14 protein-coding genes are annotated in these 14,469 nt (G+C 70.8%); 7 read left to right on the plus strand and 7 right to left on the minus strand.

Annotated elements, in window-relative coordinates; translation table 11 throughout:
* Positions 1 to 75 precede the first annotated feature (75 nt).
* The 3 genes from ACIBK1_RS24400 to ACIBK1_RS24410 all read left to right on the plus strand — a co-directional run bounded on the left by ACIBK1_RS24400 (position 76) and on the right by ACIBK1_RS24410 (position 3,297).
* Entirely contained in the window at positions 76 to 1,314 is a 1,239-nt protein-coding gene (locus tag ACIBK1_RS24400; protein ID WP_396737888.1) for an acyl-CoA dehydrogenase family protein, read from the plus strand.
* Entirely contained in the window at positions 1,311 to 2,054 is a 744-nt protein-coding gene (locus tag ACIBK1_RS24405) for an SDR family NAD(P)-dependent oxidoreductase (RefSeq protein WP_363424748.1), read from the plus strand. Before ACIBK1_RS24400 ends, ACIBK1_RS24405 begins: the two co-directional genes overlap by 4 nt.
* A gap of 82 nt (positions 2,055 to 2,136) precedes the next feature.
* The gene (locus ACIBK1_RS24410) at positions 2,137 to 3,297 is read left to right on the plus strand and encodes a lactate 2-monooxygenase (RefSeq protein ID WP_030511759.1); all 1,161 of its coding nucleotides are present in this window, start codon (positions 2,137 to 2,139) and stop codon (positions 3,295 to 3,297) included.
* Between the two features lie 168 nt (positions 3,298 to 3,465).
* Here the strand turns inward: ACIBK1_RS24410 and ACIBK1_RS24415 are convergent, their stop codons facing one another.
* The 4 genes from ACIBK1_RS24415 to ACIBK1_RS24430 form a co-directional block, all read right to left on the minus strand.
* Positions 3,466 to 4,743: an MFS transporter gene (locus ACIBK1_RS24415; RefSeq protein WP_357317512.1), complete on the minus strand. Its 1,278-nt coding sequence runs from the start codon at positions 4,741 to 4,743 to the stop codon at positions 3,466 to 3,468.
* A 40-nt stretch (positions 4,744 to 4,783) separates the two neighbouring features.
* On the minus strand, positions 4,784 to 5,248 hold the full coding sequence (locus ACIBK1_RS24420; RefSeq protein WP_396737892.1) for a MarR family winged helix-turn-helix transcriptional regulator: 465 nt from the start codon (positions 5,246 to 5,248) through the stop codon (positions 4,784 to 4,786).
* Positions 5,249 to 5,380: 132 nt separating this feature from the next.
* Positions 5,381 to 5,806 (minus strand): nuclear transport factor 2 family protein, encoded by a 426-nt coding sequence (locus tag ACIBK1_RS24425; protein ID WP_396737895.1) that lies wholly within the window; start codon positions 5,804 to 5,806, stop codon positions 5,381 to 5,383.
* A 65-nt stretch (positions 5,807 to 5,871) separates the two neighbouring features.
* Positions 5,872 to 6,786, minus strand: coding sequence for an AraC family transcriptional regulator (locus tag ACIBK1_RS24430; RefSeq protein WP_030511763.1), 915 nt, complete (start codon positions 6,784 to 6,786; stop codon positions 5,872 to 5,874).
* Between the two features lie 171 nt (positions 6,787 to 6,957).
* Here ACIBK1_RS24430 and ACIBK1_RS24435 point away from each other — a divergent pair, with 171 nt between their 5' ends.
* Positions 6,958 to 7,971, plus strand: coding sequence for an aldo/keto reductase (locus tag ACIBK1_RS24435; protein ID WP_030511764.1), 1,014 nt, complete (start codon positions 6,958 to 6,960; stop codon positions 7,969 to 7,971).
* A 34-nt stretch (positions 7,972 to 8,005) separates the two neighbouring features.
* Here the strand turns inward: ACIBK1_RS24435 and ACIBK1_RS24440 are convergent, their stop codons facing one another.
* Positions 8,006 to 9,031 (minus strand): LacI family DNA-binding transcriptional regulator, encoded by a 1,026-nt coding sequence (locus tag ACIBK1_RS24440; RefSeq protein ID WP_030511765.1) that lies wholly within the window; start codon positions 9,029 to 9,031, stop codon positions 8,006 to 8,008.
* Positions 9,032 to 9,430: 399 nt separating this feature from the next.
* On the opposite strand from ACIBK1_RS24440, the gene ACIBK1_RS24445 reads away from it, so the two are divergent.
* Positions 9,431 to 10,888 carry a GH1 family beta-glucosidase gene (locus tag ACIBK1_RS24445; protein WP_396737900.1) on the plus strand — a complete coding sequence of 486 codons (1,458 nt, stop codon included), beginning with the start codon at positions 9,431 to 9,433 and terminating at the stop codon, positions 10,886 to 10,888.
* 135 nt (positions 10,889 to 11,023) lie between these two features.
* Positions 11,024 to 11,827 carry an SAM-dependent methyltransferase gene (locus ACIBK1_RS24450; protein ID WP_036408915.1) on the plus strand — a complete coding sequence of 268 codons (804 nt, stop codon included), beginning with the start codon at positions 11,024 to 11,026 and terminating at the stop codon, positions 11,825 to 11,827.
* 117 nt (positions 11,828 to 11,944) lie between these two features.
* On the opposite strand, the gene ACIBK1_RS24455 is transcribed toward ACIBK1_RS24450, so the two are convergent.
* Positions 11,945 to 13,171 carry a globin domain-containing protein gene (locus tag ACIBK1_RS24455; protein WP_396737903.1) on the minus strand — a complete coding sequence of 409 codons (1,227 nt, stop codon included), beginning with the start codon at positions 13,169 to 13,171 and terminating at the stop codon, positions 11,945 to 11,947.
* Between the two features lie 73 nt (positions 13,172 to 13,244).
* Positions 13,245 to 13,673, minus strand: coding sequence for an RrF2 family transcriptional regulator (locus ACIBK1_RS24460; RefSeq protein ID WP_396724509.1), 429 nt, complete (start codon positions 13,671 to 13,673; stop codon positions 13,245 to 13,247).
* Positions 13,674 to 13,796: 123 nt separating this feature from the next.
* Here ACIBK1_RS24460 and ACIBK1_RS24465 point away from each other — a divergent pair, with 123 nt between their 5' ends.
* On the plus strand, positions 13,797 to 14,363 hold the full coding sequence (locus tag ACIBK1_RS24465) for a cysteine hydrolase family protein (protein ID WP_030511770.1): 567 nt from the start codon (positions 13,797 to 13,799) through the stop codon (positions 14,361 to 14,363).
* The last annotated feature ends 106 nt before the right edge of the window (positions 14,364 to 14,469 follow it).

A 14,469-nucleotide genomic window follows, 5' to 3' on the forward strand; every position in this document is an offset into this window, starting at 1 on the left:
GCCCGAAGGATACGGTATTTCAGGCGATCGCATTATTTGACGTGTCAGCCGCATTACCGTGCCCGAGGGAGGATCATGGCCATCGACTTCACGCTCGCCCCCGAGCACGAGGAGATACGCGCGCGGGTGCGGGCGTTCGTCCAGGAGACTGTGATCCCGGCGGTCAAGCCGTTCGAGGACTCCGAGGAGAAGGTCCTCACCCGTGAGGAGTACCTGCGCACGATCTTCGACCTGCGCCGCAAGGCCAGGCAGGAGGGGCTCTGGCTGCCGCACATGCCCAAGGAGTGGGGCGGCATGGGCCTCGGCCACGTCGAGCTGGCCATGGTGCAGGCCGAGGCGGCCAAGACGAGGCTCGGACCGTGGGTGCTCAACTGCGCGGCCCCCGACGAGGGCAACATGCACACGCTGCTGCACTGGGGCACCGACGAGCAGAAGGAGCGCTACCTGCGGCCGCTGCTCGACGGCGTGAAGATGTCGTGCTTCGCGATGACCGAGCCCGAGGTGGCCGGCTCCGATCCCACGCTCATCCGCACGAGCGCCGTGAAGGACGGCGACGAGTGGGTGATCAACGGGCACAAGTGGTTCATCTCCAACGCGCGCAGGGCGAGCTTCGCGATCCTGATCGCCAAGACCGAGTTCGACCTGCCGGAGGGCGCGCGGGGCGCCAACACGGCCTTCCTGGTGGACCTGCCGGCCGACGGCTGGAACGACGTACGCGAGATCGAGACCATGCACGGCTCGACCGGCCACAGCGAGATCGTCATCACCGACCTGCGCCTGCCGGACTCCGCCGTGCTCGGCGGGCGGGGCAACGGCCACCGCCTGGGGCAGTACCGCCTCGGCCCGGCCAGGCTGGCGCACTGCATGCGGTGGATCTCGCAGGCGGAGACGGCCCTTGACATGATGGTGGGCAGGGCCCTGGACAGGTTCAGCCACGGGTCGCTGCTCGCCGACAAGCAGGGCGTGCAGTGGATGATCGCCGACTCGGCCATGGAGCTCTACCAGTGCAAGCTCATGGTCCTGCACGCCGCCTCGAAGATCGACAAGGGTGAGGACTTCCGCACGGAGGTCTCGATGGCCAAGCACTTCGTGGCGAACAGCCTCAACCGGATCGTCGACCGGGCCATCCAGGTCCACGGGGCGCTCGGCTACTCGACCGACACCCCGCTGGCGCACATGTTCCAGCACGCGCGATGGGCGCGGTTCGCGGACGGCGCCGACGAGATCCACCAGATGCGCATCGCCGAACGCACTATCGAGGCCTATCGGGCCACCGGCTCGACCAGGTCCGCGACGGGAGGGCTGCCGCTGTGAACATCGACGACATCTCCGGCAAGGTCGCGCTCGTCACCGGGGGCGCGGGCGGCATCGGCGCGGGTGTGGCCCGCCGCCTGGCGGAGTACGGCGCGCACGTGGTGCTGGCGGACGTCGACGCCGAGGCCGGCGCGCGCACCGCCGAGGAGATCGGCGCTGCCTTCGTCCGGACCGACGTGTCGCGGCTGGAGGACAACCAGGCCGCGGTCGCGCTCGCGGTCGAGCGGCACGGCGGGCTCGACCTCGCCTTCCTCAACGCGGGCGTCGCCTCGGGCTGTGGGCTCGGCGAGGACTTCGACCTCGACCGCTACCGGCGCGTGATGGGGATCAACCTCGACGGCGTCGTCTTCGGCGTGCACGCCGCGCTGCCGGCGATGCGGGCCGGGGGCGTGATCGTGGCGACCGCCAGCATGGCGGGGATCGTGGGCATTCCGCAGGATCCCGTCTACGCGGCCAACAAGCACGCGGTCGTCGGGCTCGTCCGCTCGCTCGGCCCGCAGCTGGAGCCCCTCGGCGTCCGGGTGCAGGGGCTGTGCCCGTCGTTCGCGGACACCGGGATCCTGGACGGCGACATCAAGGCGCTGCTGGACGAGATGAAGTTCCCGATCCTCGACGTCGAGACGGTCGTCGAGGCGTTCTTCTCGCTGCTGGCGAGCGAGGGCACCGGCGAGTGCTGGTTCGTCGTGCCGGGCCGGGAGAGTCAGCCCTTCCTCTTCCGCCGCGCCCCCGGACCCCGGTGAGCCGGTATGACCAACTTGTCAGTTTTTGGGCGGTGATTCGGTAGCGTGCCGCTGTCGATTCGGCGGCGGAACGAGGGCGACGATGACCACCTGGGCGGACTTCCAGTACGAGATCTACCTCAACGGCATGACCGGTGCCGTGCCCCGGCTGCCGACCGATCTGACCCGGCTGGAGGAGATGGCCGAGCGGCGGCTCGGGCCCGGCCCGTTCGGCTACGTCGCCGGCAGCGCGGGCAGCGGGCGCACCGAGCGCGCCAACCGCGAGGCGCTCGACCGCTGGCGGATCGTGCCGCGGATGCTCCGCGACGTGCGTGAACGCGACCTGTCGGTGACCGTGCTGGGCAGGAGGCTGCCCGCGCCGCTGGCGCTCGCGCCGATCGGCGTGCTGTCGATCATGCATCCGGAGGCCGAGCGGGCCGCCGCCCGCGCGGCCGCCGCGACGGGCGTGCCCTTCATCCTGTCGTCGGCCTCCAGCACGCCGATGGAGGACGTCGCGACGGCCATGGGCGACGGCGAGCGGTGGTTCCAGCTCTACTGGGGCAAGGATCGCGAGGTCAGCCTCAGCTTCCTTGCCCGGGCCAAGGCAGCGGGGTTCACCGTGCTGGTCGTCACCCTCGACACGCCGCTGCTGGCCTGGCGGCCCCGCGATCTCGACCAGGCCTACCTGCCGTTCCTGCGCGGCGTCGGCACCGCCAACTACTTCACCGACCCGGCGTTCCAGGCCGGGCTCGCCCGGCCGGTGCACGAGGACCCGAACGCCGCCGTCCTGCACTTCGTGGGGATGTTCGGCGACCCGGGCAAGACGTGGCCGGACCTCGCGCTGCTGCGCGAGCACTGGGACGGCCCGATCGTGCTGAAGGGCGTCCTGCACCCGGACGACGCCCGTCTGGCGGCCGACGCGGGCATGGACGGCGTCGTCGTCTCCAACCACGGGGGACGCCAGGTCAACGGCTCGATCGGGGCGGCCGACGCCCTGCCGGCCGTCGCCGACGCCGTGGCCGACCGGCTCACCGTGCTGTTCGACGGCGGCATCCGCACCGGGGACGACGTGGTCAAGGCGCTCGCGCTCGGCGCGAGGACCGTGCTGCTCGGCCGCCCGTACGCGTACGGGCTGGGCCTGGACGGGCAGGCGGGGGTGGAGCACGTGATCCGCTGCGTGCTGGCGGAGACCGACCTCACGCTGGCCCTCTCCGGCTGCCGGGGATCCGCCGCGCTCACTCCCGATCTGCTCACGCGGATCTGACCCGGCCCTCGCGTCCCCGGTCCCCGGAGTGCTCGGAAATCGCGCTGCCCCGGCGGCGGCCGTCCGGCGTGACGGCGGCATGGCAGGGGCATGGCGAGGGCATGGGCAGGACGAGCGGCGTACGGGCAGCGCCGGAGGGCCGCCGCGCCCGGCCCCCCGGCGTCTCGATCAGGTGGCCGAGCCGAGGTCCTCGGCCAGGGCCTCCTCCTCCAGTTCCTCCCGTCGCGCGACGGCCGGCTCGGTGGCGGCCATCTCGGCCGCCTGGGCGCGCTCGGCCTCGCCGAGCTGCCGGTGCGCGGTGGTGAGGACGAGCGCACCGAGGAGCACGGCCGCGGCCCCCAAGTAGAACGGCGCGTGCTGGCTGTCGAGGCGCTCGGCGAGTTTGCCCGCGACGAAGGGCGCGAGGCCGCCGCCGATGAAGCGGATGAACCCGTACGACGCGGAGGCGATGGGCCGCTCCACGGGCGAGATGGTCATGACCGCCTGGGTGGTGACCGTGTTGTTGACGCCGATGAAGACGCCGGCGACGATCACGCCGCAGATCACGACGATCCGGTTGTCGGTGAACAGCGCGATCACCAGGATGTCGAGGCTGAACAGCACGAGGTTGGCGTACAGCGTGCGGGCGATGCCGAAGCGGGCCTGCAGCCGCGGGGCGCCGAAGACCGAGAAGATCGCGACGAGGATTCCCCAGCCGGTGAAGACGAGGCCGAGCTGGTGCTCGTCGAGCTCCATCGGGTAGGGCGCGTAACCCAGCACGGTGAAGAAGCCCCAGTTGTAGCAGAGCGCGGTCAGGCCCAGGATGAGCAGGCCGCGGTGACGCAGGGCCTTGATCGGGGCCGCGATGCCGGTCTTCTTCGCCGGTGTGGGCGTGGGCCGCACCAGGGTGACGGTGGCGATCAGCGCGATCGCCATCAGGACCGCGACGCCGTAGAACGGGCCGCGCCAGCTGATGCCGCCGAGTACGCCGCCCAGCAGGGGCCCGACCGCGATGCCGACGCCGAGCGCGGTCTCGTACAGGATGATCGCTCCGGCGAAGCCGCCGCTGCTCGACGCGACGATGACGGCGAGCGAGGTGGCGATGAACAGGGCGTTGCCGAGGCCCCAGCCGGCGCGGAAGCCGACGATGCCGCCGATGCTGCCGGACGTCCCGGCGAGGGCGGCGAACACCACGATCAGGGCGAGGCCCACGATGAGGGTGCGCTTGGCGCCGATGCGGCTGGAGACCCAGCCGGTGACCAGCATCGCCACGGCGGTGACGACCAGGTAGCTCGTGAACAGCAGCGACACCTGGCTGGGCGTGGCGTGCAGCTTCGTACTGAGGGCGGGCAGGATCGGGTCCACCAGCCCGATCCCCATGAACGAGATCACGCAGGCGAAGGCGACCGCCCAGACCGCCTTCGGCTGCTTGAAGGGGTTGGAGACAGGGGCATGAGCAGAGCTCACCGGACCTCCTGGGAAGAAGCGAGGGGGAGCGCCCTGATCCCTACTCGTCTGCCGTGCCCTCGAGCAGGCGCCGGAGCAGGGGGAGGAACTCGCCGGCGACCCGCGTCAGCTCGCGTAGCTCGCTGGGGGACAGCGTGCCGAGCATCTCGGTGAGCCGCTCTCTGCGCCGGCGGCGCCGCTCGGCCAGCAGCGCCCGGCCGTCGTCGGTGACGCTGACCCGCACCGCGCGGCCGTCGAGGTCGTCGACCGCCCTGCACACCAGGCCTTCACGTTCAAGGCGCTGCACGAGCTGGGTCATCGACGGCTGGGTGACGGACTGGCGCGCGGCCAGGACGCTCAGCCGCTGCGGGCCGTTGCGGTCCAGGTACGACAGGGTCGTCGCGGCCGTGAGGCTGAGGTCGCCCTGCACGGACAGCCGCCGCACGGTGAGCACCGCGAGTTCGTCCAGGACGGCGGCGACCGCCTGGGGCTCCTCGGGGGGATCGGCGCTCGGGGTGACGGACACTGGTGTTCCTCCGGACGGGAAGTGAATTGCATAGGAAGCTTATACAACTGTCCGGAGTGCGCCCGCATCGCCCCCCTCACCCAGGCTTCGCCCCCTCGCCCGCCTTGGGCGGGACCGGCAGTGCCGGGCCGGTCAGCCGCGCCTGGCGGGAGGCCAGCCGTGACCCCAGCCGCCCTGGGCCATCGTCTGGAACGCCCACCCCTCCTCGGTGCGCACCAGCAGGTCGCCGTAGTGCATGCTCTCCTGCCGGCCCTCGACCGTCATCGTCGCCGTGGTCTCCACGAACACGAGGTTGGGGCTGAGGAAGTGCGGCGTCCGAACCGACTCCATGCCGAGCTCCGCCGTCCCGCCGCCCATGGCCTCCCGCATCGCCTCGACGTACTCCTCGCGCGTCCACTGCCGTACGGCCGCGAAGCCGCCCGGCACGTCGGTGGCCAGGTTCATCGGGAAGACCGCGAGGTCGGCCAGCCGCTCGATCGTCCCCTGCTCGGCGAGCGCGTCGTACTGGGCGAACCAGTCCTCGACGCTCTTCAGTTCCTCGTCGCTCGGCTCGTACACGCACTCGGCCCTTTCTCTCTTCGTACGCTGTACCGTACAGCATACGGTAGGAGGCGGCGATGGGGTCAGGCCGGCTCGTCCACCAGCTCCCGCCTGGTGTCCTCCTGCGCCATGGCGCTCAGTTGCGCGGCGTCCCGGCCGGGAGAGGCCCCGAAGACCTTGCGGTACTCGCGGCTGAACTGTGACGGGCTTTCGTAACCGACGAAATAGCCGATGTCCGCCACGTTCCCCGACCGGGTCATGAGCAGAGTGCGGGCCGTCTGGAGACGGATCTGCTTCTGGAACTGGACCGGCGTCATCGACGTCGCCGCGCGGAAGTGCCGGTGAAAGGACGACGCGCTCATCCCGCAGAGCCCTGCCAGATCCGTGACGGACAGCTGCTCCCGGTAGTGCTCGCGGATCCAGCGGATTCCCCGGGAGATGTGCGCGAGATTGCCGTCGACGAGGCCGATCTGCCGCACGAGCGCCCCCTGGTCACCGTTGATGAGCCACCAGAGGATCTCCCGCTGGTATCCGGGCGCGAGCACGCGCAGGTCGTCCGGCCGGTCCGCGATGCGCAGCAGGCGTACGACGGGATCCAGCAACTCCGGTGAGGCGTCGCTCACCGCCATTCCGGTGAACGCCGGGGGCTTGCCGGCCGCGCTCGCCTCCAGCAGGAGCGGCGCGATGTCCGCCGGGCGCAGGGACATGCTGAAGACGACGAACGGCTTGTCCGGGCTGGCTTCCAGGGCCTGGCCGATCACCGGGAGGTCCACTGACACGACGAGGTACTGCCCGGCGCGGTAGTCGTACGGGACCCCGTTGAGCACCGTGCGTTTGACGCCCTGCGCGACGATCGCGAGCGACGGCGTGGAGAACGTGCCGACCGGGAACGTGGGCCGGTCCACGGACGCGATGGTCACTCCGTCCACGATCCCCCTGCGAAGGCCGACGGCGGTGTGGCGCGTGATCAGCCTCCGCATCTCGTCAAGCAGGTCCATGCGCGTCAGTCAACCAGCCCTGACCGGCTGACATCACCATGCCCGAGGGAGCCCGGCGCGCGAGATTGACAGGATCGTGCAAGGCGGCGGCAGGATCGGGTTCACGGCACGGCGGGCCGGCTTGGTGGGATGAACAGGTCAGCAGCCCCGCGAACCCAGAAGGCATACGACATGAAACGCAGAACTCTCGGCGCCACCGGAATGTCCGTCAGCGAGCTCTCCCTCGGCGCGATGATGTTCGGCAGCATGGGAAACCGCGACCACGACGATGCGATCCGCGTCATCCACCGCGCACTCGACGCCGGCATCAACGTCATCGACACCGCCGACGTCTACTCCCGGGGTGAGTGTGAGGAGATCGTCGGGAAGGCGATCAAGGGCCGCCGCGACGACCTCGTCATCGCCACGAAGTTCGGGCTGCCGATGGGCGAGGACCCCAACCGGCGAGGCGGTTCCCGTCGGTGGATCGTCCGCGCGGTCGAGGACAGCCTGCGTCGCCTGGACATCGATCACATCGACCTCTACCAGATGCACCGCCCCGACCATGAGACGGACGTCGGCGAGACGCTGTCGGCCCTGACCGACCTCGTCGGCGCCGGGAAGATCCGGGCGTTCGGCTCCTCCATGTTCCCCGCGGAGCTGATCACGGAGGCACAGTGGACGGCGCAGCGCACGGGGACATACCGGTTCCTGACCGAGCAGTCGATGTACTCCGTGTTCACCCGCAAGCCGGAGGGCGCCGTGTTCCCGACCGCCCAGCGCCACGGGCTCGGCGTCCTCACCTTCAGCCCCCTCAACGGCGGATGGCTGTCCGGCCGGGCCGATCTCACGACCGGCCACCGGGCCTCGTCCCAGCCGTCGCGGTACGACCCGGAGACGCCGACCGGCAGGCTCAAGGCCGCCGCGCTCACGGAGCTCGCCGCCCTCGCCGGCGAGGCCGCCATGACGCTGCCGCAACTCGCGGTCGCCTTCGCCCGCGCGCACCCGGCCGTCACGTCCGTGCTGATCGGGCCGCGCACCGCCGACCAGCTCGACGGACTCCTCCCCGGCGCCGACGTGGACCTGACCGACGACATCCTGGACCGCATCGACGCCATCGTGCCGCCGGGAACGGACCTCAACCCCGAGGACAACTACGCCACCACGCCGCCCGCGCTGCAGGACGCCCGGCTTCGCCGCCGGTGAGCCGTACGCATGGACCGGCCGAGGATGAAGCGGGTCAGAGCGGGGGCGTGCTGGAGCCGCGTACGACGAGTGTCGTCGGCAGGACCCGGGGCGGCGGGGTGTCCGCACCGTTGATCATGGAGACCACCGCCTCCGCGGCGGCGGTGCCGAACCCCGCCTTGTCCTGGGCGACGGTCGTCAGGCCCGGCGGCACGAGCGCGGCCACCTCGATGTCGTCGAACCCGACCAGGGCGATGTCCTCGGGCACCTTCAGGCCGGCCTCGCCGATCGCGCGCAGCGCGCCGACGGCCATCTCGTCGCCCGCGACGAACACGGCGTCGGGCCGATCGTCCGCCTCCAGCAGGCGGCGCATCGCGGCGTGGCCGCCCGACAGGTAGAAGTCGCCCTCGATGACGAACTCGGGCCGGTGCGGCAGCCCCAGCCGGGACAGCTCGTCCTGGTAGCCCCGCAGGCGCTCGGCGCCCGGGCGCGTGTGCGCCGGGCCGGTGATCGTGGCGATGGCCCGCCGTCCCCGCTCGTGCAGGTGCTGTACGGCCAGGCGGGCGCCGCCCGCGTTGTCGGAGGTCACATAGGTGGCGCGGGAACCCTCGACGGGACGGTCGAGGCTGACGCAGGGGATGCCCGACTCGGACAGCCGCCGCAGTGAGGGATCCCAGGTGCCGCTGTCGATCATCACGACGCCGTCCAGGTTGTGCCTGCGCACGGCGCGCACGTAGGCGTCTTCCGCTCTCTCCCCGCCCGTGTCCCCGCTGGTGGCGAGCATGAGAAGGTGATATCCGCGCCCGCTGAGCGCCGTCTTCAGGCCGATGAGGATTTCCTGGAAGAACGGATGCCGCCAGCCGGGCCGGCGATGGTCGGTGTCCCACACCAGGCCGACCATGAAGGACTTCTTGGTGGCCAGGGTGCGGGCCGACTCGTTGGGCAGATAGCCGATTTGGCGGGCCGTCCGCAGAACCTGCTCCCTGGTATTCGCGTTCACCACCTCGGGGTTGTTGAACACGCGGGAGACGGTCGCGGGAGACACGCCGCACAGGCGCGCCAGCTCTCTGATCGTTGCCACGGACCAAACGCTATCGCATCTCGCTGTAACCGGTTTCATGCAACCGGTTTCCCCAAAATAGGCAACCGCAGGTGAGCACGTCAACCAGTAAGCGGAATTTCCTCCCGTCACGTTTTCGTGACTTGACAACGTCCCGTCCTCTTATGTGTGATGGCGGACATCGGCTGGCGCTTTTTCGTTGCCACGGGCCCGGCCGCCATCGTGTCTCGCAGCCGCTTCCCTTTCTCCTGCGAGGGAGTTCAGGTGTCCGCTGCGGAACTCCGTCTGCCCGCGTATGTGCCCGCCGTACGGCTCGGCGGGTCCCGCGGCCTTCGGGGGAACGGTCCCATCGCCCGCACGGCATGCCGCCGTGCCCGGGCTGTTCACCGAAGCGGGCACGGAACCTGGAGCAAAGACGGAATGACGGCGACCGACGAACGCCTCGCCATGCCGCGGACCTTTCCCGCCGGCTTCGTGTGGGGCACGGCCACCGCGGCGTACCAGATAGAGGGGGCCGTCGACACCGATGGCCGGGGGCCCTCGATTTGGGACACCTTCTGCCGGGTGCCCGGCGCGGTGGCACGGGGCGAGTCGGGTGAGTTCGCCTGCGACCACTATCACCGCTGGCAAGAGGATGTCGATCTCATGAAAGACCTGGGGGCGGGGGCCTACCGATTCTCCGTTGCGTGGCCGCGGGTGCTGCCCGACGGCCGCGGACCGGTGAACCGGCGAGGGCTCGACTTCTACCGGCGGCTCGTCGACGCCCTGCGCGAGGGCGGAATCGAGCCGTACGTGACCCTCTACCACTGGGACCTGCCGCAGGCGCTGGAAGACCGCGGGGGCTGGCGGGTCCGCGACACCGCCGAGCGCTTCGCCGACTACGCCGAGGTGATGTACGAGGCGCTCGGCGGCTCGGTCTCGAACTGGATCACGCTCAACGAGCCCTACTGCTCGTCCATCGTCGGCTACGGCGAGGGCCGGCACGCGCCGGGCGCCAAGGAGGGGCACGGCGCGCTGGCCGCGGCCCACCACCTGCTGCTCGGCCACGGCCTGGCCGTCGCGCGCCTGCGCGAGATGGCCCGGCCCGGTCAGCAGATCGGGGTGACGCTCAACATGTCGCCGACCGTCCCGGTGACCTCCTCGCCGGAGGACGTCCGGGCCGCGCGGCGGATGGATCTGCTGGTCAACCGGCAGTTCACCGAACCGCTGTTCGGCGGGACCTACGCCGCCGACATGGGGGAGACGTTCGGCCGGATCACCGACTTCTCCTTCCGCAGGGACGGCGACCTGGACGTCATCGGCGCGCCCCTGGACTTCCTCGGGGTGAACTACTACTACCGGCTGCACGTGGAGGCCGCGCCGTACGAGGAGGCCGACCCTGCCCTGCGCTCGGCGTTCGACCTGGGCGTGCGCACGGTCACGCCGGAGGACGCGCGCACCAGCGGGCTGGGCTGGGTGGTGGAGCCCGAGGGGCTGTACGAGACCCTCGTCGGGCTGACCTCCCGCTATCCGGACCTGCCGCCCGTCTACATCACGGAGAACGGGTACGGCGACGACGGCGTGATCGAGGACAGCGGGCGCATCGACTACCTGCGCGACCACCTGACCGCGACCCGCGACGCGATGGAGGCCGGCGCGGACGTGCGGGGCTACTTCTGCTGGTCGCTGATGGACAACTTCGAGTGGGCGCGGGGCTACTCCGCCAGGTTCGGGCTGGTGCACGTGGACTACGACACCCAGGTGCGCACGCCGAAGGCCAGCTTCCACTGGATGCGCGACTTCATCACCGACCCGGTCGTCACCGCTCCTGTCACGACGGGCCCGGTCGACATCCTGGTCGCCGGCACCCCGGGGGGTGAGCGCCCGGCGGGGGACTGAGGGGGCCCGCCGTGCTACGGGGTTGACCGGCCGTGTCCTCGGCGCGTGCCGGTCAACTCCGCCTTTGACGCGCCGAATTCCGACTTATCGGATACCGTTGATCAAGGTACGAGCGCATCAGGGGCAGGGATGAACATGGAGCAGGGTCCCCCGGGAATCGACGTGACGATCCCCAGCGTCGCCCGGATCTACGACTACCTCCTCGGCGGCAAGGACAACTTCGCCGTGGACCGGGCGGCGGCCGAGAAGCTCATCGAGCTGACCCCGAACGCGCGTGAAGGCGTGCAGACCAACAGACGCTTCCTCCGCCGGGCCGTGACCCTCATGGCCCGGGAGGGCATCCGCCAGTTCCTCGACATCGGCGCCGGGCTGCCGACGCAGGAGAACGTCCATCAGGTCGCGCTCCGCGAAGCCCCCGACGCGCGGGTGGTCTACGTCGACAACGACCCGATCGTGCTGGCCCACGGCCGGGCCCTGCTGGCAGACAACAGCCAGACGATCGTCGTGGACGGCGACCTGCGCGAGCCCGAGGCCATCCTCGGCGACCCCCGGATCACCGAGCACATCGACTTCGGCAAGCCGGTGGGCCTGCTCATGGTGGCCGTGCTGCACTTCGTCCCGGACACGGGAGACGCCGAGCGCATCGTCGCCACGCTGCGCGACCGGCTCGCCCCCGGTAGCGCGATGGCCATCAGCCACCTGTCGTACGGCGACCTCGACGAGGAGAAGATCCGCGAGGGACGCGAGCTGTACAAGAACACCTCCGCCGGGGCGGTCACCCCGCGGACCCACGCGGAGCTGCTGCGGTTCTTCGACGGATTCGACCTGGTGGAACCGGGTCTGATCGTGACCGAGGAGTGGCGGCCGGAGCCCGACGAGCCGAGGCTGCCGAGGATCCCGGGCGTGGACGGCTACGTCGGCGTCGGCCTGCTGCGCTGACCGGGCCCGGTGGGAAAGCGCGGTGGGAAAGCGCGGCGAGAGGGCCCGGTGAGAAGGCCCGGTGAGAAGGCGCGGTGGGAGGGCCCGCCGCGGGCGGGCGGCGGGCCGGTCACCGGATCAGGCGGCCGCGATCCACAGGTCGGGGCCGAACACCTCGTAGTGGATGCCGGATGCGGGCACGCCCAGCTCGACCAGCTGCGCGCGCACGGCCCGCATGAACGGCAGCGGCCCGCACAGGCAGGCCACGACGTCCCCGGGCAGGTCGATCGCCGACAGGTCGGCCCGGCCCAGCGCGGTGACATGGCCGGCGACATGGCCGGTGACATGGCCGGCGGCGTGCGCCGCGTCGTCCACCTGGTCCAGCGGCAGGTCCTCGTACCACCGGTGGAGGGTGGCGCCGGGCAGGGCCGCGACCAGGTCCGCGAGCTCCTCGCGATGGACGTGCGCGTCCGGCGAGCGGTCGGCGTGCACGACCAGCACCCGTCGCTCCGACCCCGTGGCGGCCAGGTGGTCGAGCATCGACAGGATGGGGGTGACCCCGATCCCCGCCGAGGCGAGCAGCAGCGGGCCGTCGCCCTCGGGCAGGGTCAGGTCGCCGAAGGGCGCGGACACCGAGAGCACGTCACCGGCCCGGACATGCCCGTGCAGCCAGTTGGAGACCTCGCCCTCGGGTGCTCCCTCGTCGCGCACCCGCTTGACCGTGATCCGCCAGTCGCCGCGCTGCGGGGCGTTCGACAGGCTGTACTGCCGGATCTGCCGTGCCCCGTCGGGCAGCGTCACCTGCACGCTGACGTACTGACCCGGCCGGAAGGGCATCGGCAGGTCCGGGCGCAGGAGGAAGGCGACCACGTCGGCCGTCTCGTCACGGCGCTCGATCACCGTGGCCCGCGTCCAGCCCCGGCCCGCCTCGCGGTAGAGGGCACGCTCCAGGCCGATCAGCGTCTCGGCCATGAGCCAGTAGACCTCGTCCCACGCCTGGGCGACCTCGGGCGTCACGGCGTCGCCCAGCACCTCGCCGATCGCGCCGAACAGGTACTTGTGCACCACGGCGTACTGCTCCTCGGTGACGCCGAGGGAGGCGTGCTTGTTGGCGATCCTGGAGAGCATCGTGCCGGGAAGCTCCCCAGGACGCTCCACCAGCACGGTCGCGAACGCGGCGATCGAGCCCGCGAGCGCGACGCGCTGCTCCCCGTTGGCCTGGTTGCCGCGGTTGAACAGGTCGCGCAGCAGCTCGGGGTTGTCGGCGAACATGGTGTCGTAGAAGCGGGCGGTGATGTCCTGGATCGCGCCCGCGATCACGGGCAGGGTCGCGCGGATGGTCGCGGCCGACTCCGGGGAGAGCATGAGATCCTCCAAATTGGTATCTAAGATGCAAATTTAACGCCATGAACCTGCTTGTTCTTCCCATTTGTGCAGGTCAGGAGAGGCTGAGCAGCACCGGCCTCGTCGACGAGGAGGTCAGTTGGTCCACCGTGATGGGATCGAGGGAGGCGTAGAAGGCCTGCTGCGCCCCGCGCAGCGCCCCGCGCAGGCTGCAGACGGCCCGCAGCGGACAGGGGATCTCCCCCTCGCAGGTGACGACCTCCTCCTCTCCCTCAAGCTCGCGGACCAACCAGCCGATCGAGGCCGTACGGCCGAACTCGGTCAGCTCCAGGCCGCCCCCGCGTCCCCGGCGGGCCTCCACGATGCCGAGGTGCTGCAGGCGGGCGATGGCCTTGGCGGTGTGGTTGTAGGGGATCGCCATCGCGTCGGCCACCTGGCGGGTGGTGAGGGACGCCCCCGGGTCCAGGACCGCCAGGCGCATGGTGACACGCAGGGCCAGGTCCGTGAACTTCGTCAACCGCACACCCCAGACGCTAGCAAATCGGTATGTAGCACTCCAATTTGGGGTGCTTCGTACGCAGGCTGAATGTCGGTGGCCGGTTCTAGGGTGAGACGACACGAGGTCCGCGACGAGAACGGGAATCCCATGACCACTCTTGCCGATCGCCCGAACACCGCGCTGCTGGTCGTCGACGTCCAGAACGGCGTGGTGGCCGGCGCCCCCCACCGCGACGCGGTGATCGCGAACATCGACACCCTGATCGGCAAGGCGCGCGCGGAGGACGTGCCGGTGATCTGGGTGCAGCACTCCGACGACCACGATCTCCAGCAGGGCAGCGAGAACTGGCAGTACGTGCCCGAGCTGGTCCGCGAGGACGCGGAGCCGCTCGTCCACAAGAGGTACGGCGACTCGTTCGAGGACACCGACCTGGAGGCGCTGCTCGCCGAGCGCGGGGTGGGCCGTCTCGTCGTCACGGGCGCCCAGACCGACGCGTGCATCCGCTCGACCCTCCACGGGGCGTTCGTCCGGGGATACGACGTGACGCTGGTCGGCGACGCGCACACCACCGAGGACCTCACCGCCTACGGCGCGCCGTCCCCCGAGCAGGTGATCGCGCACACGAACCTCTACTGGCAGTGGCAGAGCGCCCCCGGCCGCCGCGGGGGGACCGTCGGCACAGCGGAGGTGACCTTCGCCGCCGACGCGGGCTGAGGTTCCGGCACGTCTGAGCTCCGGCGCGGCTGAGTTCGGACGCGGCCGAGGTTCGGGTGCGACTGGTGTTCCGGCGCAGGCTCATGTTCCGGCGCGGGCTGGGGTT

Source organism: Microbispora rosea, assembly GCF_044460045.1.
Lineage (GTDB): Bacteria > Actinomycetota > Actinomycetes > Streptosporangiales > Streptosporangiaceae > Microbispora > Microbispora rosea.